Origin of the sequence: Tenacibaculum sp. 190524A05c, assembly GCF_964036595.1 — a bacterium.
Classification (GTDB): Bacteria; Bacteroidota; Bacteroidia; order Flavobacteriales; family Flavobacteriaceae; genus Polaribacter; species Polaribacter platacis.
Genome location: NZ_OZ038523.1, coordinates 377,154 through 400,641, shown reverse-complemented (window position 1 = coordinate 400,641; position 23,488 = coordinate 377,154). Strand labels below are relative to the sequence as shown.

Below are 23,488 nucleotides of genomic sequence, written 5' to 3'. Positions count from 1 at the left end.
AATGTTTAAGCGTGAATAAAAAATTACTTAAAGATAATTTAATTGCTAAATGGCTCGATAATAGTTTAAGCGATGAGCAAAAAAAGGAACTAGAAAACTCTGGCGAATTAGATGAGCTTAAGGTTGTTTTGGATGAAATTGATACTTGGAAAGTTAAAAAATTCGATACTGAAAACGGTTTAGCGGAACTTAAGAAAAGAAGAAAACTAGTCATTGCTCCTACTCCACCATCAAAGAAAACTAGCAATAGTAATCGTTGGTTACAAATTGCTGCAAGCATCCTAATTTTAGTTAGTGCGGGATATTTTTCATGGAATCTGTTGTTTAATCAAACCATTACAATAAATACACAAATTGCAGAGAATAAAACTATTGAATTACCTAGTGGTTCCACAATAAAACTAGACGCCGCCTCTGAAATTTCTTACAAAGAAAAAAATTGGAATAACGATCGAACAATACATTTAAAAGGACAAGCATTTTTCGATGTTACTAAAGGATCTTCTTTCAAGGTAATTACAGATAGAGGAAATATTAATGTATTGGGTACACAGTTCAATGTAAATACTTCTAATACTGTTTTTGAAGTAATCTGCTATGAAGGTAAAGTTAAAGTTGCTTATCAAAATGATGAGTTAATCTTAACCAAAGGAAAATCTGCAATAGTTCAGCAAAACGAACTACAAGAAACAACACATATTAACACTGCTCCAAACTGGACGAATGGTTATAGTAAATACAATAAAACTAGCTTACCTGAAGTTATTTCAGATTTAAAAAAATACTATACTATTAAAATTCAATTACCTAAAAAGTACGAACATTTAGAATTCTCAGGAACTTTAACTCATAAAAACTTAGATACGGCATTACAAACTTTATTTGTTACTATGGAAATAAAGTATGTTATTGGTGAAGATAATACCGTAATTTTTGAATAAATGAATTTGAGATTTTTCTCTTATCAATTACTTTTTTTTATTTGTTTGTTAACTACTCCTCTATCTGCTCAGAAGAGTAATCGCATTTCGCTTTCAGATAAACTGAATCAAATTGAAAAAAAATTCAATATAAACCTTTCTTATAACCATACCTTCTTTAATACTATTCTTTTAGAGAATGATTTTAACTGTGCAAGTATTTCAGAATGTATTACTATAATTGAAGAGAAAATTCCCGTAAAATTTAAGAAAAAAGGCACTAATTATTTAGTCCTTCCTCTACGTAAAGATTTTAGTTTTGCAATCATTGAAGATGAAACAAATGAACCTATAACTTCTTTAGTCTATCAAATCCAGGACAAACCAAAACAAAATTTAGACCTTTCTAATGGAGTTTTTACACTTAAAAATGTATTTCCTTTAGATTCGATTCATTTAGAATCCTACTTTCATGTAACTATTCATTTACAAGCGAAAGATTTAGAAAGAAGTACTCCTTTGAAGTTTTACACTAAACAGTTTCGTTTAAATGAAATTGTTTTAACGAACTACTTAACCAAAGGAATTGACTCAAAAATTGGTGACCATAGCATTCAAATTCAAACCAAAAGGTTGGGATTGTTAGCGGGAGAAACAGATGGTGATATTTTTAATGTCATTAGTAATATTCCTGGTATACATTCACCGAGTGGAAAATCAGGAAATTTGAATTTTAGAGGTAATACTTATGATCAAAATTTAGTTCAAATAGATGATATTCCAATTTACCATTCAGGTCATTTTTTAGGTGCCATTTCTCCTTATAGTGCTGCCGTTATAGACAATATTGAAGTTCAAAGAAATATGCTTCCTACCAAATTCGGTGGTCGTGTTGGTGGTTTAATCAATATGAAAACTAAGAATAGAATTCCTAATAAAAATAGTTATGAAATTATAGGGAATACTTTATTTGCAGGTCTTGCGGTGAATGCAAAACTAATAGAAAATAAACTTTCTCTTTTAGCGGCATACAGAAGAAGTTATCCAGGATTTAATTCTCCTAAGTTAGAAACCATTTCAACATTAATATTTCAAGGTAGTCGAATTGAAAATGTAGTAGGTTCTACAAATCTTGATATTGGTTTTTCAGATATGAACATTGCACTGAATTATAAGATCAATGAGCGACATTCTGCAACGGTAAGTTTTATAAATATTGAAAATGATTTATTTGCTGAAGTTCGAGAAATGCAAAATCCTGATCAAACTGATTTTATAGATTTAGACTTAGACAACTGGGGAATCACTGGTAAATGGAAAGCACAGTTCTCTGATAAATTCAATACCGAATTACGATTTAGTAAATCGAATATGCGCATTAACAATGTTAGTGAAGGATTTAATAGAGATCAACGTAATAGTTTTCTTAAATACGAAAACATAATCGCAGATACACGTTTTATTGCTGAAGCTAGCTATCAGTTTAATCCGAATACAAAACTAGATGCAGGTTATAATGTGATTAACCATGAATTGACTAGTAATGAATTGGAGCAAGAAAATAACTTGGATGCAAGAAGAGATCAAAAAGCAACAATTCATTCAACTTACCTATCATTACACAAAAACTGGAGCGACAAACTAGATATTAATTTAGGAATTCACAATAATTACTATGCTCCCACTGGTGAATTCTTTATGAATCCAAGACTTACAGCTAGTTATGCCGTAAATAACAAATTATATATTAAATCTTCTTTTGGAACTTCAAATCAGTTTATACAAAAGAAATTCGTAAATGATTTTGATGATTTTAATATTACCAATCAATTTTGGTTTTTACCTAATAGAGAAATTGCTCCGTTAAAAGGAACACAGTTTATGGTTGGAGCTGTGTTGAATCAAAAAGAATGGTTAATTGATTTAGAATTTTTCAAGAAAAGATCGAACGATATAACATTGAAAATAGAAGATATTCGCGGGAATATTTCAAGTATAGGCGCGGATTTATTTGTAAAAAAGAAATGGAATAATATTGAAGCTTGGGCAAGTTATTCTTTAAGTAAAACAGAAACGACTTTTCGAAACATTACTTCAGATGCCTTTTTTGACCAACGCCATATTTTAAACTTAACAAACTTGATAAATGTTGACCGATGGAAATTCGCACTTTCTTGGCGCTATTTCTCAGGAATGCCTGTGATTTATCCTGATGATCCTACTATTGATACTTCTAACTTATCACTTTCAGATCGTTTTGACGGATCACACCAACTTGATTTTTCTTCTTCTTATACTTTTTATAGCACTTCTAAAAGCTTTAAAACCGTAATTGGTTTATCTATCTTAAATGTTTATGATCAAGATAATACTGTAAATATTTTTCAAAATCCTACAGCAAATACATTTCGAAAAACGAGCGGCTTTGCTCCTAACCTTCAAGTTAATCTATCATTTTAACGAAGTTGACACTTCATCTTACCCGAAATAAATTACAATCAGACTCTTTTTTTTAAAAAACCATACAATCCTATACAACTGATAAACAATGACTTAAACTCAATAAATTGAGGTGTAAGTAAATAATCTGCTTTTTTCCATAGAAAGAGGTTGGGTAAAAAACAATTCAAACGTACTATAAGCAAATGGATACAATTTAGTTTTTATTAAAACCTAGGTTCGATCAATTAGCTACTAATAAAAATAATATTCCTTGACAAACTAGGGGATTGGTATTTATGGGAATTTGTCTTTCTAGTACAATCGAACTTAGGTTAATAAAAAGTATTAAAAACAAAAATTAAAATTATTGACGATACAACTACACTTTTCAAAATTGTTTACGGCCTAAAAAACGAGAGAAGAATACATTTTTACGAATTATAAACTTGAATTAAACGAATTTAAGTTTTTAAAAAACGCTAAAATTATGAAAGTAAAATCTTTAAAATGGATAGTATTAATATCCCTAAGCATTACAATATTTCAGTCTTGTAATACTGATACAGATACCGATATTATAGATACAGATACGGCTATCTCGGTGTCTGACGATACAACTACATTAATTACAGAATGGAATAATTTCTGGGTTTCTATAGATCAACACACAGAGAATATGAGACCTAATAGTGTTACTAGAGCTCTCGCTTATATTCATTTAACTGGTTACGAAACCGCTGTTCCGTTTATGAATGACTATTCTTCAAATTCAGAGCGTTATTCTAATTTTAATATCAATTCCTCTAATTTAGAAGACAACGTAAATCTGAACTTGGCTTTAAACACAGCTTATGCAGAAGTTATAGATCATTTTATGATTAATCTTGAATCTGGTGTAAGACAACGTATTTCAGAGTTTGAAAACACAAAGACATCTTCATTATCGGATGGACTGTCTTCATCTCAAATAGAAAACTCTGAAAACTGGGGAAAATATGTAGCACAACGTGTAATTGATTTTAGTAAAAGTGATAGAGATGCGGAATGGCAAATAGATAATCCTACTCCACAAAGTTATATTGCTCCGGTTGGTGTAGGTTTATGGGAAGCTAAAGAAAGTGAAGATGCTTGGTTTCCATATTGGAGAGAAGTAAGAACTTTTGCTATTACTCCACAAGAATCTACTAGTGTTGCACTTGATGATGTTCTTCAATATAGCACCTCTACATCCAGTGATTATTATCAGCAAATGAATAATGTATATCAAACAACCATTACAGCTAATTCTGAAAACAATGAAGATTTATGGATTGCAGAATTTTGGGCTGATGATGTAGAAGGACTGATGATTAGTCCTCCAGGAAGACAATTTTCCATTGCAAATCAATTAATTAAAAATTATGATTTAAGTTTTGATAAGGCACTTGAGCTTTTATTAAGGTTAGGTTTTTCAATAAACGATGCTGCTGTTTCAGCTTGGGATGACAAATACACCTACAATATTGAACGTCCAAGTAATTATATAACAGAATACATTGACGAAAGTTTTACAACTAATTTATCAAGATTTATACAGGAAGAAAATCCAGCTTTTCCAAGCTATCCGTCAGGCCATGCAACATTTGCAGCTGCCGCAGCGGGAGTTTTCATCAACTTTTTTGGTACAGATAATATCAGTTTTACTGACAATACATACACCAACGCTGTAAACATATCATTTAATGGTTCACCAAGAAGTTTCACTTCTTTTACAGAAATGGCAAGAGAAAATGCATACTCTCGTGTACCATTAGGTGTACATATAGAACAAGATGCAATTGAAGGGTTGCGATTGGGATATGAAATTGCTGAAGCCGTAAATAACATTGATTTACAGTAACGTGATTGATATTCAAATAAAGTAAATTTCTCTGAGACATAGCTTTAAATGTTTATAGGTTTAAAAGTGGTTTTTGGTTTCATGGTTATAAAGCTAGTCTCGGAGTATTTACATCTATGCATTAATGAATAATTATTAACTAAAAAATCTCTCTAAAAGAATCATAAATGATTTCTCTAGAGAGATTTTTAAATTATGTAATCTTAGTTCTTAAAAATTATATTGAATGGAGGCTTTTAAGAAAAACGGTGTTCCTGGCGTAAAGTGAATCTCTTCTACTGGATTTACTTCATTCTGTAATCTTGATTCGGTTGCGAATTGAGTTTCATTCCAATCTACATCAAATAGATTCTGAACTTGAACTCCAAAACTAACATCTTTCCAACGGTAACCCACATTTAAATCTGCAACAGTATAACCTTCAGCTACAATAGAATTATCTTCATTTGCTGGACGATTATCAATATGACGAACATTTATTCCTCCGTAAAACCCATCTTTAAAGTTTATGTTTAATCCACTAACTAAAGTAAAATCTGGAGCTAATGGAATAAAATTTTGTCCATCAGGATCATTAATTGATCTTGCATGTGTATAATTCGCATCAACGCTCCAATATAGCCACGATAATGGCTGATAACGATAACTTATATCAATTCCTTGACGTCTTGTTTCTCCACTTGGTTCTACAATTCCCGCATCCCCAACGTAAACAAATTCTTGTTCTACATATAAGTACCAGTAAGCTAAATTGAAAAACATTTTCGATGTTGGTTTCCACACTAAACCAGTATCAAAACCATAAGTTGCTGGTAAAATCTCTCTACCTTCTTCAGCTACTACTACCCTAGTATCATTTGAATGAAATCCTTTACCAGTTTTTACATAAAATTGTAAATTATCTGAATAATCATAAATAACATTAAACTTAGGACTAACGATTGCTTTTGATTCTTTCTGAGTTTCATATTGTGTTTGCAAGGTATCGTTATATTGGAAATTAAAATAGTCTAATCGAACAGATGGATTAAATGTCCATTTACCAAATTCTATAGTTGAACCAATAAAACCACCTAAGTTTGTTTCGTTAATATCTCCAAATTGTATTCTCTGAAGTGTTTGACGACGATTCAATGTTCTAGATAATTCGTTACTGAAACTTCTGTCATTTCTTAAACTAATTCCCGCATTCCAATGTCCATTAAATTTATCTCCCGAAAACACTTTTTTATATTCACTCGAAACTCCAAAAATTGTTCGATCCTCCTTTTGTTTTATTTGATCTCCATTTACAGGATCTTCAAGGAAAAAGGTGAAATTAGAGAATAACTCAAAATCATACTTACTGATGTATCCAAAACTCTTCAACGTTTCAGAATCGCTTATCATTTTATCGTAATTAATTAAGATATTACTTCTTGATGTATTTCCTCCTTCAGTATCATCAATTGCTCCAAAACGGGTAATTAATCCACTGTCAACTGCTCTTTGCGGAATCTGTCCAGAAGCATCCCATTTACTAGTAAAGTGAGAAAGTGTAACTCCTAATTCATCTGTTGGATTTAAATACCCTGTATACTTCCCGAAAACATTTATTCTACTAAAATTCTGAGGACTTTCAAACGCTCCATCTGTAGCTAAATATTCTGTAGAAATATATGCGTTATGCTTAGCCTCATTTAGCACATTAAACATGCCTAACAAACGAAAAGTATCAAATTGCCCTCCTTCTAGTTTAATAGAGCTTTTGTCTAATCTTTCTTTGGTTTGAAATTGTACATAACCTGCTGTTGCAAAATTTCCTTTGTCTTCATAATATGATCCTTTTCCAAAATCAATTTTATCCACAGTTTCGGGAATTACAAAATGTAAATCAGAATAACCTTGTCCATGCGCATGAGAAACCATATTTACAGGTAAACCATCTACTGAAAGATTAATATCCGTACCATGGTCTATATCAAAACCACGTAAAAAAATCTGTTCAGCTTTACCTCCACCTGCATGTTGACCAATAAATAACCCTGGAACTTTATTTAAAATATCCTGAGAAGAATTGACAGGATTTGTTTGAATATCTATATCTGTAATTAAATTTAAAATATCTACTCTTGGTGCTAATACTACTTCTTCAAGAGCAATTGATTTCAACTTTAATTTAATTACTAATTCTTCCGTCAAGCTTTTTACAACATATGATCTGCTTTCAAATCCTATATGAGAAAAATACAACGTATCACCTATGGAAACGTTTTCAAGCATAAAATTCCCAAATTCATCAGAATGTGTATGCTTATCTGTTTTTTTATTTAAAATGTTTACTTCTTGAAGAGGTTGATTTTGATTATTTACAACCTTTCCTTTAATAGTTTGAGCTATGAGTGTAAGTGAGAAAAAACACGATACAATCGTGAATACTATTGTTTTCATTTTCAGATAATAATTGGTTAGTAATAACTAGAGAAAACATCCCTTAAAAATCATGATTACTATAGGACACTCACTTACTATTTTATCATAATCTTATGGACAATTAACTCTTTGTCGTTAACCAGCGAATCTACAAAACAACCTAAATCAAAATCTTATAAAACTGTTAAAAAAGAGTATTAAAAAGGCACCTAAATGTTAAATAACATAAGCTTTACTAATCACGATTTACATTAAATCCTAAAAAGGAGACACCCATTACTAAAATGGATACGTTTGGGGATAATTCCTTATAAAAATCACCTTTTAAATTTACTTTTAAGACTAATTAATCTCAAAACTTTAAACTCCAAAATCAATGGAAAATTCTAAAAATGATAAATCATCATCATGCTGGAACTGTGATGGTGATATTGAAATTGTAACACAACGTCTAAAAGAGATGTTTGTTGAAATGGGACAAAAAACACGAATTGAACGAGGACAAAAACCTGCAGAAAGAGCTGTTTTTAGAAAACAACATGGAATTGCTTATGGTAATTTTGTTGTTAATAAAGATATTGAAGAACGCTTCAAACTAGGAATATTTGCTGGAGATTCTTACGAATGTGCTGTTCGATTTTCAAGTGACACTACTCCTACTTCACCAGATTTACATTCTACTTTGGGTGTTGGACTTAAACTTTTTGGAGTGGATGGTGAAAATATTTTAGATGGTGGAACAAATGCGGATTTCATCATGCAAAATATTGATCGCTTTTTTGCAAGAGACGCCCAACAAATGTGTAGTTTCACAACGGCCGGTGTAATTGATAGAGATTATGATTCTTATATCGAAAAACATCCTGAGCTTGCTGCAATTCTTCAAGCAATGACTAAAGAAGAAGCAAGTGTTTTAAGTGCAAGTTATTGGGCGATACTTCCTTTTAAATTAGGAGATAACCAAATTGTAAAATATCGTTTGGTTCCCGAAAACACATATAAAGGAACTCCGTTTAATGAAAATGATTACTTAAAAATCGATCTTGAAAAACGTTTACTACAAGGCGATGCTACATTCAGATTTGAAATTCAGTTAAGAACAAATCCTGAAACAATGCCTATTGATGATGCTCAAGTAGTTTGGAGTACTGAAGAAAGTCCATACATCTGTATAGCTAAACTTCATTTACCTCAACAAAATGTTGCTGCAATCGGTCAGGCAGAATTCGGTAGTAATTTAGCCTTTAATATTTGGAGAACTTTATCTCAACATAAGCCATTAGGATCAATCGCTGAAGTTAGAAAATTAGTTTATGCAGCAAGCGCAGAAGCTCGTCATCAAGCGAATGGAGAACTTTTAGAAGAACCAAAAGAGCGAAATCCGGAGTTTCAAGGAAATACGGATGAGGATGATGATTGCATTGTAACTGCTGGTATTTATCCACCAATAGGAATAATGAGAGTTGGAAATAGTCAAAACGAATATTTCCTAGGACCATTAACTGACGAACCTATCGCACAAGAAGATCCTTATGCGTATAGAGATGAATTAGGGGCTTTAAAAAGACAAGCAGCACAATTTAGAATCTATGGTTTTAATGCTGCTGGAAAAGCTATAAAAGAATTAACTGCTGAAAATGCAAATATCACATGGCATTCACATTTAGCGAATCAAAAAGCTTCTTGGTATCAATTTCAATTGGCATTAGATATACCTGAAGCTGCTGATGCTCCGCCTTCATTTTTAAGAAATATAAATGTTCCAAATCGTGAAACCTTATTAATTGATGGTGGTGCGCAATCTATTTCTGGAACAAATATTCAAGATGGACCAATTTTCGAAGGTGAGTTTTTATCTAAGAAAGTGTATTTAGGTGAAATGAGAACTGACGAAAAAGGAAGACTAATCATGTTGGGAGGTCATGGAAAATCTGAAAACATAGACGGTGATATCGCAATTACTTTTGCCAATAATGAAGGTTGGTATGATGATACTTCGGATGGACCAATTACTGCCGAAGTTGAATATAATGGAACAAAATTAAAGGTTGATCCTGCTTGGGTTGTTTGTGCTCCACCAGATTATGCTCCAATGCAAAAATCGGTGAGAACAATGTGGGATTTAATGAGAAGTGTTGCTGTAAAATCTGGAATGTTAACAAGACCACAACGTCCTTCTTTTACAAAAGACATATTACCAATATTTCAACGTATGACAGATTTACAATGGGTAAATGCTGGATTCGCTGGAGCTTTTGGTTGGGGAGGACAATTCAATTACACTTCTAAACAATGGATCAAGAAACTAGGTAATCCTTCTCCGGCTTTTTTAGAAATGAGAAGAACTATTTCTAATAATTTTAGAAGAATTGATGTTACTGGTGCTGAAGCTCCTCAATTATGGCCTTGGTTATATGGAGATGCAATTAGTATTCCTTCAACAGGATCTGTGCGCCAACATGCTACTTTATCAGAATTACAATTAGAGTTTCTAGATCAATGGGTAACTGGAGATTTTGATGCTGATTATATGGATACAGAAGGTTGTCCGTTTCATGAACAACAAAAAACCATTGATGATTTACCTATTCATGAACAGCCTGATATGCTAACTAAAGCTGCAATGGATTTTTGTTTAGCTGATGCATTCCATCCAGGATGTGAAATGACTTGGCCTATGCGTTCTTCTGGAATGTACATGGCTCCTTTTAGAGTAAAACACGCAAAAGCTACTCCTCCAGTAAATAATGTTTATTACGGACCAACAATGAATAGTGATACGTTAACCTTAGCTAAAGGTCCAATATTAGGCGGACAAGTTGCTGGTGGAATCACACGTTGGATGGCAATTCCATGGCAAACGGATACAGCAAGTTGTAGAGATGGATATACCACAACTTATGATCCGTATTTACCTACGTTTTGGCCTGCAAGAGTTCCTAATAATATTTTAAATGAAAAACGATACGATCAAACTGTAGATAAAAGCTTAGCGGAAGAAACTCGTATGGAAGCTTTTGCTGATAGAGCCGACTGGCTAAGTGATCTTCCATTGGATGGTGCTGCTCCAAACTACACGAATCAAATTAACAGCATGGTTAAGTATTTTGATAAACTAGCTGTTGTCCAAAAGCGACCTGGAGTTTTAAATGATCCTAATTTCCCAAAAGAAATGCAAGTTGGAATTACGCCTACTCCAGAACAAGAACAAGCTTTACTTAGAGCTACTTTAGATGATTTAGCCGTAACTTTAGATGTTGATGCTTTAAATACTGAAACCAAAGGTTTATTATTATCGGCAGTTGAAAAATTATCTCATAAAGATTTATTAAACGAAGAACTTTTACTGGAAGGAGCTAAAGGAGAATTATTAACTTTAGTTGAGGATGAATTAACTAAAGATTATGCACCTACTCCAAATGTGATTCATACAGTAAATTTATTAGCTTCGAAATTACATGGAATTAATAAAACCAAGAATAAGTCTCATCAAGATGTACCTCTTAAGAAAACAGAAGTTGGTATTCCTGAGAAAATGACTCGTTTCTCTAGGTTTATTCCAAAATAATGAGCTATTGTACTATGAATACAAATCATAATACAGAAATATTAATTATAGGTGGCGGCATTGCAGGTTGCATTGCTGCCATTTCTTTATCTGAAACCTATAATGTAACCTTAATAGATAAACTAGAAGAACCCGTAGATAAAGTTGGAGAATCATTGGCTCCAGCTACAAAACGTGTTTTTAACGCTCTTGGATTATCTTTAAATGATGATCAATATGAAAACTTATTTCTAAATAATTTAGGAATGCAATCCTACTGGGGAAGTGATCAATTACAAATACTTGATCATTTGAGAAACCCAGATGGATTATCAAAAAGTGTTAATCGAAAAAAATTAGGTTTATTTCTAAGAGAAAAAGCCTTAGAAAAAGGTGTAAAAGGATTTTGGGGATATCGATTATTCAACAGTGATTATTCGAGTGGAAAATGGAAGACTATTAGTAAAAAGGATAATCCTAAAAACAGAACATCAATTACTATTGATACTGACTTTGTTATTGATGCTACAGGCAGAAATTCTCATTTTGCTAGAAGTTTAGGTATAAAAAGAACACATTTTGATTCTTTAATATCTTGTTGGTTAACGGTACCAAATACATCTAAAAACACCATGAGTTCTATTATAAGTGATGAATTTGGCTGGTGGTATTCTGCGGTTTTACCAGAAAACAAACGGGTAATTTCTTATCAAACAGATTCAGATATATTTGACAAAAAAGTGTTCAAAAACTTTACCTCATTCTCACAGCTATTACATAAGAACAGTACTATAAATAAACTAGTAGAGCATCATACTGACGAAGTGGACTTTCATGGTGTGGTTAGTGCTAATTCTACAAAACTAAATACGGCAGTTGGTCAACAATGGTTAGCATTAGGTGATGCTGCTTTAAGTTTTGATCCCTTATCTTCTCAAGGAATTTTTAATGCCATGGCTAATGCCATGCAAGTTTCTGAATTACTGAAAACATCTCAACTTTCGGATTTAACGGATCCTGAAAAAATGAATCAATTTTCAAAACAATATACTTCACAAATAGAATCCGTTTGGGCGCATTATGTAAAGCATAAGAACCTTTTTTATGGAGCCGAAACTCGTTGGAATAAATCTATTTTTTGGAAAAGAAGGCTTGAAAATGCTTTCGTATTATAAAATCTACTATTTTTGTTGCCCTTTTTTCTTTAAAATAAAAACATGAATACACACGAAGAATATATGAGCGAAGCAGTAAAAGCTGCTTTAAGAGGAATGCAAAACAATGAAGGTGGTCCGTTTGGATGTATTATTGTTAAAGACGGAGAAATTGTTGGTCGTGGAAATAATAAAGTTACCTCAACAAATGATCCTACAGCACATGCAGAAGTTACTGCCATTAGAGATGCTTGTAAAAATTTAGGAACTTTTCAATTGGATGGTTGTATTGTATATACTTCTTGTGAACCATGTCCGATGTGTTTAGGGGCAATTTATTGGGCAAGACCAGATAAAGTTTATTACGGAAGCAATCAAGTGGATGCTGCAAATATTGGGTTTGATGATGAATTCATTTATAAAGAGATTCCTTTGCCTTATGAAAAAAGAAGTATTCCTTTTGAACAAGTAGGAAGAGATATCGCATTAGAGCCATTTCAAAAGTGGTCAGAAAAAGACGATAAAATCGAATATTAAAATTTATAATCCTTACCTTGTTGGTAAGGATTTTTTATTTCAAAGAAAAAGAAATGATTGTACTAGAAAACGATAAAATCAAGGCGAATATCGCCTTATTTGGGGCAGAATTAACTAAACTCTATTCAAAAGAAACTCAATTAGATTATCTATGGAATGGGGATCCTAAGTTTTGGAAACGCCACGCTCCTATTCTATTTCCTATTGTTGGAAAATTAAAAGATCATACTTATTATGTTGCAGATAAAGAATATAATTTACCGCAACATGGATTTGCTCGCGATAACGAATTTGTAATTATTTCTCAGTCTGAGAATAAGGTTTTATTCGAATTAGCTTCTTCTGAAAAAACCTTAGAAATATATCCTTATAAATTTAAGCTGCAAATTACCTATGAATTGAAGGCGAATATTTTGGAAATAACCTATCAAGTTATAAATGTTGATAATCAGTCTATATTCTTTTCAATCGGAGCGCATCCTGCGTTTAAATGTCCTTTAGTAAATAACACTTCATTTGCTGATTATTATATAGCATTTCAACATCAAGAAAAACCTCTTCAATATTCATTAAACAAAGAAAATGGACTACGAATAGAAAAGCCATCAACAGTCGAATTACCTACCAAGCTTTCTCTTGATTACACTTTATTTGAAGATGATGCTTTAATCTATAAGAATATCAAATCGAATATCATTTCATTACAATCTTCGAAACATAATCATGGAATTAACTTTCATTCCTTAAACTGGGAATACTTTGCTTTTTGGACAAAAAAAGATGCGCCGTTTATTTGTTTTGAGCCTTGGATGGGAGCAGCTGATTTAGAAACTACAAATCAAGATTTCACCACTAAAGACGGAATTATTGAATTACCTGTAAATAATGAATTTAAGCAGCATTATGCTGTTGAAATTTATTAAAATGAAATGTTTTAAAAGTAATATTTCCACAGAAATTACTATGGTAATTTGATTCGAGAAGTTAAGTTTCTAAACCATTGCGATATCTTATCCATATAGTGTCTGTGTTTTATTTCTATATCTAATTCTTCAAAAATACTTTTTAATTCCTCCAATTGATTTTTATCAAGTTCAACTGTTAACTCAGATTTCTGGATTTTCAAATAATAGAATTTCCCATATTCTTTACCGAATATTACTTCGTTAATTGATTTTAATTCGATTACTTTTTTTGAGTCCTTTAACTCAAAAACTAATTCTTCATTTGTAACAGATACTTCTCCAATTCTTAAAAATAACCAACCATTCATAAGGCCTAAAATCATTGCTGAAAACGCAAAGAATTTTGAAAATATACTTATGTAAAACTCATATTTTTTTATAATCTCTGCTCCATCAAACATTGTCAATCCAATCAATAAAGCTCCATAAAGCAACAATAGTTCTTTCCAAATTCTAAAAAACCTATGATTGTAAACATAATTTGTATCGATTAAATCCGTTGTCATAAATCCCTTAATTATAAATAACGCTCTTTTACAACGTTTAAATGGTGTTGTTGATGACCAGCCATAACCATTCCTAAAGCTCTTACAGAAATCTTATTTCCAGAACCAGTTCCTATTTTTAATAAATCCTCAGGAGTAAAACTTTTGAATAATTGAATAGTTCCTTTTCTCAAAACAACCATTTCATCTAACAATTCGTTATAATCTCTTTGCTGTGCAACAGAATTCACAACAAATAAGTCTTGATCAAAACCTGGTAAATCTTGTTGATCATTCCTTGCAAAACTTAGTGCACGATAACAAAAAACACGTTCGGTATCTATAATATGCTGAATGAGTTCTTTTATAGTCCATTTTCCCTCAGCATAAGAAAAGTTCTCTTTTTCTTTTGAAATGTTTCTAAGTGTGTTTTCAAAATCAGTTTGTGCTGCTTCTAAATTCTCTATAATTGAATTTTCTTCTGGTAATAATGAAATAAATGGTGTGTAGTACGGTACGTATTCTGTAGTTGGTATCATTTAAAAATATTTGTTCCAACTAAATTAATCAATTTCCCAAGATTACAATTAAAATTCCAGCTATTCCTAGAAATACGCATAAAGGCGAAAAGTACTTTGAATCATTCTTTGCGAATTGTGTTCCTTTTATTTTTTTAAAGAAACCCACATATTTAAAATCACCTATTGCTCTAATGATAAAAATTGAAGCAAAAATAAGTACACCAAATTCTTGTAAAAACTTTGGGAGAAAAGTAATACCATAAACCTCAGCGGCATTTAAATACACCATAGCCACTAACAAAAGAAATAGAGCTACTAAAAAAGTTAAGAAAGGTGGTGCTTTGAAAACTCTACTCTCATTTGATTTTGTTGGAATTACGCCGCCTAAAGCATAAACTCCTCCAAAAGCCCAATATATGTGTAAAAGTGAAAGTGCTAAAAATATTAATCCGCTTGTAATCCCTAGAAAAAATAACATAATAATTGGTTTTTTAATGTATGTTTGTTTTACTCAAAGTTAAAAAGCTTTTATGGTAACAATATTGATAAATATCAAGGAATTAATACAAGTACGAGAAAGAAACATTAAAAAAGTATCTGGTAAGGATATGGCAATTCTACCAACGCTTAAAAATGCTTTTTTAGCCATTGAAAATGAAAGAATTATCGATTATGGCACAATGGACAAAATTCCTTCTTATCAAAGTGCAATGCTAATTGATTGTAAAGGAAAAATGGTTTTCCCTTCTTGGTGTGATAGTCATACACATATTGTTTATGCTGGTAATAGAGAACAGGAGTTTGTAGATAGAATTAATGGTTTGACTTATGAAGAAATTGCCAATCGTGGTGGTGGAATTTTAAATTCAGCAAAAAAATTACAACAAACCTCAGAGGAAGAATTGTATGAGCAATCAAGTAAAAGATTAAAAGAAATCATAAGTTTAGGAACTGGTGCAGTTGAAATTAAATCTGGTTATGGTTTAACTGTTGAAGCTGAACTAAAAATGCTTCGTGTAATTAGAAAGTTAAAAGAAACTTTTTCTATACCAATTAAAGCAACGTTTTTAGGAGCACACGCTTTTCCTTCAGAATATAAAGAAAATAAAGAAGCCTATATTGATGTAATCATCAACGAAATGCTTCCACAAATCGGTAAAGAACATTTAGCCGATTTTATTGATGCATTTTGCGAAACTGGTTATTTTTCTGTTGAACAAACAGAAAGAGTAATTGATGCAGGTAAAAAATATGGATTAGTTCCAAAAATTCATGTGAATCAGTTTACCTCTATTGGAGGATTACAAGCAAGTGTTGCTAAAGGAGCTTTATCTGTGGATCATTTAGAAATAATGACTGAAAGTGATATTGATGCCTTAAAAGGAAGTGATACAATGCCCGTAGCGTTGCCTTCTTGTTCTTACTTTCTTAGTATTCCTTATACTCCTGCTAGAGATATAATTAATGCTGATTTACCATTGGCTTTAGCAACAGATTATAATCCTGGTTCAACTCCTTCTGGAAATATGAATTTTGTAGTTTCTACGGCTTGTATAAAAATGAAAATGACTCCAGAAGAAGCAATTAATGCAGCAACTATAAACGGAGCTTATGCAATGGATTTATCTGACGAAGTTGGTTCTATTACTAAGGGTAAAAAAGCAAATTTCTTTATCACGAAAGAAATTCCTTCATATGGATATTTACCGTACAGCTTCGGTTCTAATGTAATTGAATCTGTATATCTTAACGGAAAACGTATCTAATCATGTTACAAACATTTTCTCAAGAAAATATTAATGAGTTTGTTTCCACTAGAAATGGTGAAACAAAATTGGGTGAATGTGTTCAATGTATTTCTGATCATAAGAACATTGAAGATGAATTGAACAGCTCAAATGCTAAGTTCGTTATTATTGGTGTTCCTGAAGATATCGGTGTACAAATGAATTATGGAAATCCTGGTGCTCATACAGCGTTTATTCCTGCTTTAAAAGCTTTATTAAACACGCAACAAAATCAGTTTATAAATGGAACTGAGATCTTGGTTCTAGGGTATTTAGATTTCTTGGATGAAGTTGTGAATTTCAATCCTTCTGATCGAGAAAAAGGGAATGAACTTGTTGAAGCCATAGATATTGAACTTTCGAAATGGATTAGAATAATTTCTTCAAGCGGAAAAACACCAATTATTATAGGAGGTGGACATAACAATGCTTATGGTAATTTAAAAGGTTTATCTGAAGCAAAAAAAGATGCCATCAATGTGGTGAATCTTGACGCACATACTGATTTAAGAAAGTTAGAAGAACGACATAGTGGAAATGGGTTTTCGTATGCTTTAAAAAATCAATTTCTAGATAAGTATTTCATGTTTGGTTTACATGAAAATTATACTCCACAATATATATTCGAATACATACATGATCATATTAATATAGAATATAACATGTATGAAGAAATGGAAGTATATCAAACTACATCTTTCAACAGTGAATTGCAACGAGCTTTGAATTTTGTTTCTGAAAAATCATTTGGTATTGAAATAGATTTAGATTGTATCCAATACTTTCCAAGTAGCGCAATGACTCCAAGTGGTTTTACTCCACAACAAACAAGACAGTTTGTAAATTACTTTGCAAAACATGAAAACGCATCTTATTTACATATTTGTGAAGGAGCTCCAACTGTTTCTAATGAAAATACAGCCACAACTCAAGTTGGGAAATTTATAAGTTACTTAATTACAGATTTTATTAAAGCAACAAACTTTAAACAAAATAAATAGTTTACTGAATGTCAAAATTTTAAAAAGTTCTTCTTTTGAAGTTAATTTTGATTATCAATAATAATTTTGTCACTATTAAATCAAAAAAACTATAATACTTAAGCATAATTAAAAAAAAGCTTACTATATTTAAAGTGGTAAGTTTTTTCCCTAAAATTCAACCTTTGCATAGGAAAGTCTTTTTTTTAATTATAATAGTTACTGCTCAGTTTCTATGTACCTCATTATGGTTTGCAGGTAATGGAGTGATGAGTTATTTAATAGATGAATTTCATTTATCAGAAAACTCTTTAGCAAATTTAACTTCAGCAGTACAACTTGGGTTTATTTCAGGAACCTTGATTTTTGCATTACTAAATATTGCAGATCGTTTTTCTCCTTCTAAAGTATTTTTCTTTTGTGCATTAATTGGCGCCCTATTTAATTTAGGTATTATGGTTAATTCTAATACAATTGTTAGCTTAATCGTATTGCGCTTTTTTACGGGGTTCTTTTTAGCCGGAATTTATCCAATTGGGATGAAAATTGCAGCAGATCATTTTAAGAAACATCTAGGAAAATCTTTAGGGTATTTAGTTGGAGCATTAGTATTAGGAACCGCTTTTCCTCATTTATTATCTGTTTTAAAAACCTCTTTCCCTTGGGAATCTGTAATTGCAAGTACTTCAATTCTTGCCGTTTTAGGAGGTGGTGCTATTTTAGCTTTTGTTCCTGATGGACCACATCGAAAGAAAAGTTCAAAGTTAAAATTAAGCGCAATTATTGATGTTTTTAAAAACAAACCTTTTAGATCTGCAGCTTTTGGTTATTTCGGTCATATGTGGGAGTTATATACCTTCTGGACTTTTGTTCCTGTAATTCTTAAGATGTATAATGATTCACATGCCAATGATTCAATTAATACTTCCTTGTGGGCATTTATAATCATTTCAATTGGTAGTATTGCTTGTGTTAGTGCAGGATATTTGTCTTTAAAATGGAAAGAAAAAAGAATTGCAATGATAGCCTTAAGCATATCAGGAATTTGCTGTTTGCTATCTCCTACTCTTTTTCATCTTAATAAGGAATTATTACTATTATTCTTACTGATTTGGGGTTACACTGTTATTATGGATTCTCCTTTATTCTCAACTTTGGTTGCAAAAAACGCCGATCCTGAAATTAAAGGAACTGCCTTAACTATTGTAAACTGTATTGGTTTTTCATTAACTATAATTAGCTTACAAACCATTAATTTGGCAAGCACTTACATAAATAAAGAACACCTCTTTACTATTTTGGCTTTAGGTCCGATTTTTGGCCTATTAGCTTTACAACAAAGAAAACATAGTTAATCAATCCAATTTTTAAAGTCCTTTACTCTTTCTCTACTTACAATAATTTCTTGCTCATCATATGAATGTAAAACAAGTTTTAATCTTGAATTACTGTAAGCAACAATATCTTTGATAGCATTGATATGGACTATGTAAGTTCTGTTTACTCTAAAGAATAACTCAGGATTTAATTGATCATGCCAATGTTCTAAAGAATGATCTATTAAATAGTTTCTATTTTCATTAGTGTGAATGTAAGTAGACTTATTTTCTGAGTATAAACATTCGATATTATCGGTATGAATGATTTTAATATGCTGACCAATTTTAATGGTAAATCGTTTCTTATACTTTCTATCAATTGGGTTTATTAATAGCTTACGAATTTCGTCAATGTTTACTTGTAAACTACTTTCAGCAGGCTGTTGCTGCTTATACTTATCAACGGCAACTTTTAACTCATCATCATCAATCGGCTTTAATAAATAGTCAATTGAATTTAATTTAAATGCTTTTAAGGCATACTCATCATAAGCTGTAGTAAAAATAATGGCTGATTTAACCGGAATCTCCTCAAAAATCTCGAAAGACAATCCGTCAGATAATTGAATATCAAGAAAAATTAAATCAGGATGTGTATTTGATTGAAACCAATTTAGTGCTTCTTCAACAGAATGTAGCATTGTATTTACTTGAATATCTAATGCATTCAACATTCTATTTAATCTTCTTGCAGCTGGTTTTTCATCTTCTATGATAAGTACATTCATTAGTAGCTAAACTTTATTTTATTACTTAAATATTATTGATTTTGGTTTTATCTTCTTTCATATATTCTTCAATCTTTTTTTCTTCCCACCTACTTCCAAACACTATTGGAATACCGAATGTAGTCACAGCATTTATAACTAATACTACTCCCCATATCAGCCATAATGGATAGATTTTATACGAATCAAAATTCGCCCATTGATTGCTAATTTTAAATCCATTATAGATATGAATATTTATTTCTGAGAAATTCGCTGAAAATGCAAAAATCAAATTGACAACTGTATACAGAATTAAGTGATTATAAAAAGATCTAATTCTCCCTACTTTCTCTTGAACTCGAGCTAATTTACTTTCTTTTACTTTAAAACTCATATTGCTAAATGATTTAGTTGAATTATCTGAATTTATCAGATTTTAAATTATCTCTATCTATATATTTTCTAATTTGTTTTTCTTCCCAATCTCTACCAAACATAACGTTCAATCCAAATAATTTAAACGCTTGTATTACGATAGCAATTCCCCAAAAAATCCAAATAGCAAATGTTCCAAAATCAAATATTGCTTCCTCTAAAGTTTCTCCATTTCCTAAGTTTCTACGAACCTTCATAACTGAAATAAATAAATTAATAACTATATAAACAGTTAGATGCTTGTAAAACTTCTTTAATTCTTCTACTCTTTTCTTTGCGGCTATATATTGAGCCTCATCTTTTCTATCATCTATAAACATAACTCAATCTATTTATTAATCATTCTACGATCTCTTTTATCTTCTTTTTCCATAAGCTCCTTGATTTTTCTTTCTTCCCATTCTTTAGAAACTACGTTTCCAAAACCAAAAACTCCTAACCAGTGAAAAAATATTCCAATTCCCCAGAATAACCAGGTTGAATAAGCGCCAAAATGTGTAATTGAATTAATAAAGCTACGTCCATCGTTCATCATTCCGAAAACAATAATAGCTGTTAAAAAAATGTTTACGCCAACATATGCCGTCAAATGGCCGTAAAATCCTTTAATATCTTTTACTCTCTTCTTTGCTTTTAAATAGCGTTCCTCTTCTAAATATCTTTTTTCCATTTCTAATCTTCTTTACTCATTAATTCCTTAATCTTTCGCTCCTCCCAATCCTTTCCTAAAAGATTTTCATTAAAAGCTAGAAATCCATGGATTCCAACAGCAGCACCCCATCCTAACACTGAAAACCAAAACCATTGAAATTGAGGTGATGTAAGTAAATTAACCGCAATAATTATAGGAGTGTTTAAAAGAAACAATGTTAAGTGAATATAGAATCCTTTAATTTCTTTTACCTTCTTTTTTGCCTTTAAATATTTATGTTCTTGTTTATAATCGTTTTGCATTTTATTTTTCTTTCATGAATTCTTTAATCTTCCTTTCTTCCCAATCTTTACCTAAAAAGATTTTGTATCCTTCAAATGCTTGAAGTGCATGTAAGCCTAAGCCTATTCCCCATCCTACCATCGAAAACCAAAACCATTGGTAATCTGGTGTAAATTTTAAGTTTATAAATATCAGTATCGGTATAATAATTACGTAGACCAATAAGTGACTGTAAAACTCTTTTATTTGTTGAACTTTCTTCTTTGCTTTTATATATTTTAATTGATCCTCTTCAGTTCTCATAGCTTAAAATTTTTCTTTATCCATTAACTCTCTAATCTTTCGATCTTCCCAATCTTTACCTAAGAAAAGACTGTAGTTATAAGCTTCTAAACCATGGAATAAAACTCCAATTCCCCATCCAATTATTGGAAAATAAAACCAGTGAAACTGTGGTGAAAAACGCAGGTTAATAAATATGAATATTGGAACAAAAATCAAGTATGTAATTAAATTCTGATAGAATTCCTTAATTTTTTCAACTTTCTCTACTGCCTTTATATATCTATTATTTTCAAAATCGTCTATCCTTTTCATCGTGTTGTTTGTTTTTATTAACAGTGGTAAACTCACTGTAAATGTTTTGTTATCATTTTCTATATGCACCTCTTCTTCAGATATTAATCCGTATCTATCAGCAATGTTTTGTAATCCAACTTTGGTGCTTTTTTTACCGATAGCTTCTTTAGGGTTAATATTATTTTGAATCTTTAAATATCCTCCATCTTCAAATATTGAAATTCTCAATGGTTTGGAACTTGATACCACATTATGCTTTACAGCATTTTCTAATAACAGTTGTAAAGACAATGGAACTATTTTCAAATCACTATTGCTCACAGAACTTGGAACCTCAAATTCCAGAGCATCTTCAAATCTCATTTGTAATAATTCCATATAAGTTTTCGCAAATTTTAATTCTTCTGTGATTGGTATTAGCTCCTTATTTCTTTGTTCTAGAACATAGCGATAAACTTTAGAAAGTTTTGTTGTAAATCTTTCTGCTTGCAATGGGTTTTCACCTATTAATGAAGTCAATACATTTAAGCTATTGAAAAGAAAATGTGGATCTATTTGACTTTTTAATGTTTCAAATTTTGCCGTTTCCGTCTTAGCTACAATTTGTTGTTGTTTAGACTCATGTGTTGCAGCTCTTTTCCAATTAAACATGAAATCACGAGCATGAAGAAAAGCTGATACTCCGAAAGAAAACTGAATCCAAAACAGGTGTGTCCAAATCATCCCTCTTTTAAAAAAATCCTCAGAAGGCATTCCTTGAATCTTCACAAAGAGTATATAATTGATGGCTAGAATAACAGGAATTGTATATAAAACTGTGAATAAAATTCCTGACCAAATTCTTTGATTTGTTTGTTTAATCCAATCCCATTTACTACTCAAATAATCATTTACAACTCCTTGGGTAAGTGCGAGTACAAATGAATACATAGCTGAAATCCCGATGGAAATTAATAATAGTCTTACCGTATAATCTCCACCAACTAGCCAAAAGAAGAAACCAAAACCAAAGGTTAATTTTAAAGTATGTCCTATTTCTTTTTTAAAATAATTGATTGAAAAAAGTTCTTCTTTTGATTTCATATTACGAGTTGTAATTCTTAATTAATTTCCTCAGATTATCCACCTGATTGGCGTAATTTATAACTTAATATCTAAAGATACATCTTTATCAGTAATTGTAAATTTTGCATCGTCATATTGTGGTGGTCCAAAGTTCATAACATTGTTTGAAGCTCCGTAATCTTCTAATGGCATTCCATTCGATTGAAAATCCATTTTACCGTTACTATTCTTATCATGGAAACAAGTTATGGCATACTCACCTGCTGGTACATTTTCAAAAACTATTTTACACTTTCCATCTTCTATTTTACTTTCTGCAACTTGAATTGGATTTTTCCTCATGAATGTATCTTTATTATGTAATCCAAATTTAATTGTTCCTGTATTCGAAGTAGCATTAGATACTGTTACTGTGATAGTTTGAGCATCTTGAGCATAGGCACTTAAGAATGTAGTTAATGAGACTATTAAAACTGCTAAAATTTTCATAATGTGTTGTTTTTAAGATTAATTACACTACAAAGGTGCATACACATTGTTTATTTTAAAACTAAACATTACCGAGTTGTAATTTTTTCATGACGAACTGTATTTTTTTCAAAATAAAGTTTTGTGTATCCAATTTTTTTATACATTTGACCCATGCATTCAAACAATAAGACAAATCAAATTTACATTCGCCGACGCCGCCCCGCGCGACGTAGCTAGTCATTCTTGCTCAAGAATCAAGTAATATTTGAACCATCTTATTAATCCT

The 23,488-nt window shown here is 31.2% G+C and carries 22 protein-coding genes; 10 read left to right on the top strand and 12 right to left on the bottom strand.

The window, feature by feature from the left end; translation table 11 throughout:
- Positions 1-11 precede the first annotated feature (11 nt).
- The 3 genes from ABNT61_RS01760 (at position 12) to ABNT61_RS01750 (ending at position 5,241) form a co-directional block, all read left to right on the top strand.
- Entirely contained in the window at positions 12-941 is a 930-nt protein-coding gene (locus ABNT61_RS01760) for a FecR family protein (RefSeq protein ID WP_348744606.1), read from the top strand.
- A complete protein-coding gene (locus ABNT61_RS01755; RefSeq protein WP_348744605.1) occupies positions 942-3,380 on the top strand; it encodes a TonB-dependent receptor plug domain-containing protein in 2,439 nt (812 codons plus the stop codon). It begins immediately after the preceding gene.
- A gap of 469 nt (positions 3,381-3,849) precedes the next feature.
- The gene (locus ABNT61_RS01750) at positions 3,850-5,241 is read left to right on the top strand and encodes a vanadium-dependent haloperoxidase (RefSeq protein WP_348744604.1); all 1,392 of its coding nucleotides are present in this window, start codon (positions 3,850-3,852) and stop codon (positions 5,239-5,241) included.
- 210 nt (positions 5,242-5,451) lie between these two features.
- Here ABNT61_RS01750 and ABNT61_RS01745 read toward each other — a convergent pair whose 3' ends face one another.
- The gene (locus ABNT61_RS01745; RefSeq protein WP_348744603.1) at positions 5,452-7,671 is read right to left on the bottom strand and encodes a TonB-dependent receptor; all 2,220 of its coding nucleotides are present in this window, start codon (positions 7,669-7,671) and stop codon (positions 5,452-5,454) included.
- Positions 7,672-8,029: 358 nt separating this feature from the next.
- Between ABNT61_RS01745 and ABNT61_RS01740 the strand changes: the two genes are divergently transcribed.
- From ABNT61_RS01740 to ABNT61_RS01725, 4 genes are read left to right on the top strand one after another with little or no spacing between them, the layout of a single operon-like run.
- A complete protein-coding gene (locus ABNT61_RS01740; protein WP_348744602.1) occupies positions 8,030-11,221 on the top strand; it encodes a LodA/GoxA family CTQ-dependent oxidase in 3,192 nt (1,063 codons plus the stop codon).
- 14 nt (positions 11,222-11,235) lie between these two features.
- Entirely contained in the window at positions 11,236-12,375 is a 1,140-nt protein-coding gene (locus tag ABNT61_RS01735) for a tryptophan 7-halogenase (RefSeq protein WP_348744601.1), read from the top strand.
- 42 nt (positions 12,376-12,417) lie between these two features.
- Complete coding sequence (locus ABNT61_RS01730) at positions 12,418-12,891, top strand: nucleoside deaminase (RefSeq protein WP_348711642.1); 474 nt, start codon at positions 12,418-12,420, stop codon at positions 12,889-12,891.
- A gap of 53 nt (positions 12,892-12,944) precedes the next feature.
- A complete protein-coding gene (locus ABNT61_RS01725; protein ID WP_348744600.1) occupies positions 12,945-13,814 on the top strand; it encodes an aldose 1-epimerase family protein in 870 nt (289 codons plus the stop codon).
- A gap of 38 nt (positions 13,815-13,852) precedes the next feature.
- On the opposite strand, the gene ABNT61_RS01720 is transcribed toward ABNT61_RS01725, so the two are convergent.
- From ABNT61_RS01720 to ABNT61_RS01710, 3 genes are read right to left on the bottom strand one after another with little or no spacing between them, the layout of a single operon-like run.
- Entirely contained in the window at positions 13,853-14,362 is a 510-nt protein-coding gene (locus ABNT61_RS01720) for a hypothetical protein (RefSeq protein WP_348744599.1), read from the bottom strand.
- An 11-nt stretch (positions 14,363-14,373) separates the two neighbouring features.
- The gene (locus ABNT61_RS01715; protein WP_348744598.1) at positions 14,374-14,880 is read right to left on the bottom strand and encodes a DinB family protein; all 507 of its coding nucleotides are present in this window, start codon (positions 14,878-14,880) and stop codon (positions 14,374-14,376) included.
- Positions 14,881-14,908: 28 nt separating this feature from the next.
- Positions 14,909-15,340, bottom strand: coding sequence for a DUF3995 domain-containing protein (locus tag ABNT61_RS01710; protein WP_348744597.1), 432 nt, complete (start codon positions 15,338-15,340; stop codon positions 14,909-14,911).
- 52 nt (positions 15,341-15,392) lie between these two features.
- Here ABNT61_RS01710 and hutI point away from each other — a divergent pair, with 52 nt between their 5' ends.
- The 3 genes from hutI (at position 15,393) to ABNT61_RS01695 (ending at position 18,984) form a co-directional block, all read left to right on the top strand.
- On the top strand, positions 15,393-16,628 hold the full coding sequence (hutI, locus tag ABNT61_RS01705) for an imidazolonepropionase (protein WP_348744596.1): 1,236 nt from the start codon (positions 15,393-15,395) through the stop codon (positions 16,626-16,628).
- Positions 16,629-16,630: 2 nt separating this feature from the next.
- Positions 16,631-17,650 (top strand): formimidoylglutamase, encoded by a 1,020-nt coding sequence (locus ABNT61_RS01700; RefSeq protein WP_348744595.1) that lies wholly within the window; start codon positions 16,631-16,633, stop codon positions 17,648-17,650.
- A gap of 164 nt (positions 17,651-17,814) precedes the next feature.
- Positions 17,815-18,984 (top strand): MFS transporter, encoded by a 1,170-nt coding sequence (locus ABNT61_RS01695; protein WP_348744594.1) that lies wholly within the window; start codon positions 17,815-17,817, stop codon positions 18,982-18,984.
- Here the strand turns inward: ABNT61_RS01695 and ABNT61_RS01690 are convergent.
- The 8 genes from ABNT61_RS01690 to ABNT61_RS01655 are packed head-to-tail and all read right to left on the bottom strand — an operon-like array spanning position 18,981 to position 23,220.
- Positions 18,981-19,736, bottom strand: a complete 756-nt coding sequence (locus tag ABNT61_RS01690) for a LytTR family DNA-binding domain-containing protein (protein WP_348744593.1) — start codon at positions 19,734-19,736, stop codon at positions 18,981-18,983. The two genes, ABNT61_RS01695 and ABNT61_RS01690, sit on opposite strands and share 4 nt — an antisense overlap.
- A 25-nt stretch (positions 19,737-19,761) precedes the next feature.
- Positions 19,762-20,112, bottom strand: a complete 351-nt coding sequence (locus tag ABNT61_RS01685; RefSeq protein ID WP_348744592.1) for a 2TM domain-containing protein — start codon at positions 20,110-20,112, stop codon at positions 19,762-19,764.
- A 22-nt stretch (positions 20,113-20,134) separates the two neighbouring features.
- On the bottom strand, positions 20,135-20,473 hold the full coding sequence (locus tag ABNT61_RS01680; protein ID WP_348711629.1) for a 2TM domain-containing protein: 339 nt from the start codon (positions 20,471-20,473) through the stop codon (positions 20,135-20,137).
- Positions 20,474-20,481: 8 nt separating this feature from the next.
- Complete coding sequence (locus ABNT61_RS01675; protein ID WP_348744591.1) at positions 20,482-20,823, bottom strand: 2TM domain-containing protein; 342 nt, start codon at positions 20,821-20,823, stop codon at positions 20,482-20,484.
- A 2-nt stretch (positions 20,824-20,825) separates the two neighbouring features.
- Positions 20,826-21,107 (bottom strand): 2TM domain-containing protein, encoded by a 282-nt coding sequence (locus ABNT61_RS01670; protein WP_348711626.1) that lies wholly within the window; start codon positions 21,105-21,107, stop codon positions 20,826-20,828.
- A gap of 1 nt (position 21,108) precedes the next feature.
- The gene (locus ABNT61_RS01665) at positions 21,109-21,390 is read right to left on the bottom strand and encodes a 2TM domain-containing protein (protein ID WP_348711624.1); all 282 of its coding nucleotides are present in this window, start codon (positions 21,388-21,390) and stop codon (positions 21,109-21,111) included.
- A 3-nt stretch (positions 21,391-21,393) separates the two neighbouring features.
- Positions 21,394-22,749: a 2TM domain-containing protein gene (locus ABNT61_RS01660; RefSeq protein WP_348744590.1), complete on the bottom strand. Its 1,356-nt coding sequence runs from the start codon at positions 22,747-22,749 to the stop codon at positions 21,394-21,396.
- A 57-nt stretch (positions 22,750-22,806) separates the two neighbouring features.
- Complete coding sequence (locus tag ABNT61_RS01655; protein ID WP_348741688.1) at positions 22,807-23,220, bottom strand: DUF2141 domain-containing protein; 414 nt, start codon at positions 23,218-23,220, stop codon at positions 22,807-22,809.
- Positions 23,221-23,488: the final 268 nt, after the last annotated feature.

Bases quoted from the DNA above. Each gene is read 5' to 3' on its own strand.
- ABNT61_RS01755 (WP_348744605.1), top strand. From the start codon at position 942: ATGAATTTGAGATTTTTCTCTTATCAATTACTTTTTTTTATTTGTTTG.
- ABNT61_RS01750 (WP_348744604.1), top strand. From the start codon at position 3,850: ATGAAAGTAAAATCTTTAAAATGGATAGTATTAATATCCCTAAGCATT.
- ABNT61_RS01745 (WP_348744603.1), bottom strand. From the start codon at position 7,671: ATGAAAACAATAGTATTCACGATTGTATCGTGTTTTTTCTCACTTACA.
- ABNT61_RS01740 (WP_348744602.1), top strand. From the start codon at position 8,030: ATGGAAAATTCTAAAAATGATAAATCATCATCATGCTGGAACTGTGAT.
- ABNT61_RS01735 (WP_348744601.1), top strand. From the start codon at position 11,236: ATGAATACAAATCATAATACAGAAATATTAATTATAGGTGGCGGCATT.
- ABNT61_RS01730 (WP_348711642.1), top strand. From the start codon at position 12,418: ATGAATACACACGAAGAATATATGAGCGAAGCAGTAAAAGCTGCTTTA.
- ABNT61_RS01725 (WP_348744600.1), top strand. From the start codon at position 12,945: ATGATTGTACTAGAAAACGATAAAATCAAGGCGAATATCGCCTTATTT.
- ABNT61_RS01720 (WP_348744599.1), bottom strand. From the start codon at position 14,362: ATGACAACGGATTTAATCGATACAAATTATGTTTACAATCATAGGTTT.
- ABNT61_RS01715 (WP_348744598.1), bottom strand. From the start codon at position 14,880: ATGATACCAACTACAGAATACGTACCGTACTACACACCATTTATTTCA.
- ABNT61_RS01710 (WP_348744597.1), bottom strand. From the start codon at position 15,340: ATGTTATTTTTTCTAGGGATTACAAGCGGATTAATATTTTTAGCACTT.
- hutI (WP_348744596.1), top strand. From the start codon at position 15,393: ATGGTAACAATATTGATAAATATCAAGGAATTAATACAAGTACGAGAA.
- ABNT61_RS01700 (WP_348744595.1), top strand. From the start codon at position 16,631: ATGTTACAAACATTTTCTCAAGAAAATATTAATGAGTTTGTTTCCACT.
- ABNT61_RS01690 (WP_348744593.1), bottom strand. From the start codon at position 19,736: ATGAATGTACTTATCATAGAAGATGAAAAACCAGCTGCAAGAAGATTA.
- ABNT61_RS01685 (WP_348744592.1), bottom strand. From the start codon at position 20,112: ATGAGTTTTAAAGTAAAAGAAAGTAAATTAGCTCGAGTTCAAGAGAAA.
- ABNT61_RS01680 (WP_348711629.1), bottom strand. From the start codon at position 20,473: ATGTTTATAGATGATAGAAAAGATGAGGCTCAATATATAGCCGCAAAG.
- ABNT61_RS01675 (WP_348744591.1), bottom strand. From the start codon at position 20,823: ATGGAAAAAAGATATTTAGAAGAGGAACGCTATTTAAAAGCAAAGAAG.
- ABNT61_RS01670 (WP_348711626.1), bottom strand. From the start codon at position 21,107: ATGCAAAACGATTATAAACAAGAACATAAATATTTAAAGGCAAAAAAG.
- ABNT61_RS01665 (WP_348711624.1), bottom strand. From the start codon at position 21,390: ATGAGAACTGAAGAGGATCAATTAAAATATATAAAAGCAAAGAAGAAA.
- ABNT61_RS01660 (WP_348744590.1), bottom strand. From the start codon at position 22,749: ATGAAATCAAAAGAAGAACTTTTTTCAATCAATTATTTTAAAAAAGAA.
- ABNT61_RS01655 (WP_348741688.1), bottom strand. From the start codon at position 23,220: ATGAAAATTTTAGCAGTTTTAATAGTCTCATTAACTACATTCTTAAGT.